Consider the following 2009-nt stretch of genomic DNA (forward strand, 5'->3'; position numbering starts at 1 on the left):
CGGCAAAAGGGGAAGGCTCAGCTCGGCTACCGGCGGTAAACCTGATTTTCCAAATTGCGCACCTGCCGCTCCAGCCGATCCAGCCGCCCCCGCAGCTCGTCCATTTCCGATTGGCGGGGCACGCCCAGATCCTGCAGGACGTTGCGCACCTGCCGCTGAACGTAGGATTCAAAGTTACTCTGCTCGGCCTTCACCTGGTTGAGCAGGTTGTTGATGACATTGGATGCCTCTTCTGGGTTGAGCTGCCCCTTCTGCACCAAGTCGTCGGCAGCCTTTCTCAACTGTTCTGCCAGCAGAGTGGTTGTGCCCACGCCCATTAGCAAGAGCTGACGTAAGATACTGTTGTTGTCCAATGCTGCCCTCCAAAGGACGCTTCGCGAACGGTACGGGCCTCCATGACTACCCATTTTCCTCAGTTTGCCCTCAACTTCGCAACCGGCTCGGCCAGTTTCTCCCTTTCGCCTGAGGCGGCACAACAATGGCACAAGGCTCTGCAAATCCTCTTGGAGCGACTCAAGATCCGTTCCCGACAGCAGCCTCAGGAGCCGGTTGAGTTTCGTTACCCTACTGAAGATTTCAGCTTGGAGATGTTCTGCAACCCCAACATCTGGGCTGGCCCCCACGCAGCCAAGGTGCTGGTGACTCTGAAAACCAAGGTGCTGCGCCTTTCCACCGAAGTGGAGTTCTCTCGCCTTCAAGAAGACCTCAGCCAATATCTGGAGTCCCTAACATGAGCGAAGATGCCCATGCTGCGGGAGAGGAGCCCGCGGCCATTACGGTGACGCAACTGCTGGACGAGCCGCCAGAGGGGATCCCCGGCCACTTGGAAGTGGTTGCCCTCACTTGGCACGACCGCCAGCGATCCCGGCAACGGCTGGTGAGCGACTGGGGCACCGAGATCCAGCTGATGCTGCCCCGCGGCACCCATCTTCACGATGGGGATCTGCTCTATGCGGATGCGCAGCGACACATTCGGGTCAGAGCCCAACCCGAACCGGTGCTCTTGATTCAACCTGAAAACCCCATCCAGATGGGCCAGGTGATTCATCAACTGGGCAATTGGCACCGCCCGGCCCACGTTTCCCTCCAAGGACAGATCCTGGCGCTGGCCGATGATCCGCTGCAGGACTGGCTGGCCCACATGGGGATCCCGTTTCGGTTGGAGATGGCTGTCTTCGAGCCCAACCTGTTGGCCCACAGCCATTAACCTGAGCCTTTGCGAGCGCAAACCCGTCCCTCCGACTCATGGCCTAGGCTCCAGCCTCTGCTTCTCGGGTTGCCAACCGCGCTGCAAACTCTCGGTGTTCCTCCGACTCAATTCCCCTTTGCAGCACACCCAACACCTGCTGCATGTTGCCCGTCAGCAGCGCGTCCACGGCTAACCACAACCCCGGAAACACTCGACTGTACAAGACGCCCGACTCATTGGGCTGTTGCAGCACGTACTCTCCATTCTGGAAGACATACCAGCGAAAGGCTTGCTCTTGGGTTAGCCAGACCAGATATTCCCGCACGCCGTTGCGCCGGTAGGCCCGCAGCTTATCATGCAGGTCGTAGGAAGCTGTGCTGGCGGCAATCTCCACAATCAGCTCCGGTGCACCCTCAATGTAGTCATCCTCGCTAATGCGGGACTGTCCCCCACAAGATTCGTGCATCCGCAATATGGCATCTGGCTGCGGCTCATTGTCCAAGTCCAGGCGAACGGTTGGATTGCCCGCCGACTCAACCCCCGGCGTTGCTGCTTCATAAACTCCCAGCCAGGCCATGATGTGGCTGTGTGGTCTGCCATGTCGGCGATATCTGAGGGGAGATGCCACGTAAACAATTCCCTCAATCAGCTCGGCTTTTTTGAGCTGAGGCATGGCTTGATAGCGCCGTTCAAACTCATCGCGGGTGAGACGATCGCCGCTTTCTAAGATGGGCAGTTCACGGAAGGAAGGGCTACTGACGCTCATGACCAGCTCTCTTACCAGCAGTCGCGACAGTGTTGCGGAGCAATATCGATGACT

4 protein-coding genes are annotated in these 2009 nt (G+C 58.5%); 2 read left to right on the forward strand and 2 right to left on the reverse strand.

Going from position 1 to position 2009, the window contains the following annotated elements; genetic code table 11:
* Nucleotides 1-26: 26 nt before the first annotated feature.
* Complete coding sequence (locus tag NW820_RS10025; RefSeq protein WP_011433607.1) at nucleotides 27-353, reverse strand: phasin family protein; 327 nt, start codon at nucleotides 351-353, stop codon at nucleotides 27-29.
* 42 nt (nucleotides 354-395) lie between these two features.
* On the opposite strand from NW820_RS10025, the gene NW820_RS10030 reads away from it, so the two are divergent.
* The gene (locus NW820_RS10030; RefSeq protein WP_011433606.1) at nucleotides 396-734 is read left to right on the forward strand and encodes a hypothetical protein; all 339 of its coding nucleotides are present in this window, start codon (nucleotides 396-398) and stop codon (nucleotides 732-734) included.
* Complete coding sequence (locus NW820_RS10035) at nucleotides 731-1207, forward strand: urease accessory protein UreE (protein ID WP_414407409.1); 477 nt, start codon at nucleotides 731-733, stop codon at nucleotides 1205-1207. The genes NW820_RS10030 and NW820_RS10035 overlap by 4 nt, the downstream gene beginning before the upstream one ends.
* Before the next feature lie 43 nt (nucleotides 1208-1250).
* Here NW820_RS10035 and NW820_RS10040 read toward each other — a convergent pair.
* On the reverse strand, nucleotides 1251-2009 hold a 759-nt coding region (locus NW820_RS10040), incomplete at its 5' end, for a Uma2 family endonuclease (RefSeq protein ID WP_414407410.1).

Source organism: Synechococcus sp. R55.7 (genome assembly GCF_047461955.1).
GTDB lineage: Bacteria > Cyanobacteriota > Cyanobacteriia > Thermostichales > Thermostichaceae > Thermostichus.

Excerpts from the sequence above, each read along its gene's own strand:
- NW820_RS10030 (WP_011433606.1), top strand. The coding sequence starts at position 396 with ATGACTACCCATTTTCCTCAGTTTGCCCTCAACTTCGCAACCGGCTCG.
- NW820_RS10035 (WP_414407409.1), top strand. The coding sequence starts at position 731 with ATGAGCGAAGATGCCCATGCTGCGGGAGAGGAGCCCGCGGCCATTACG.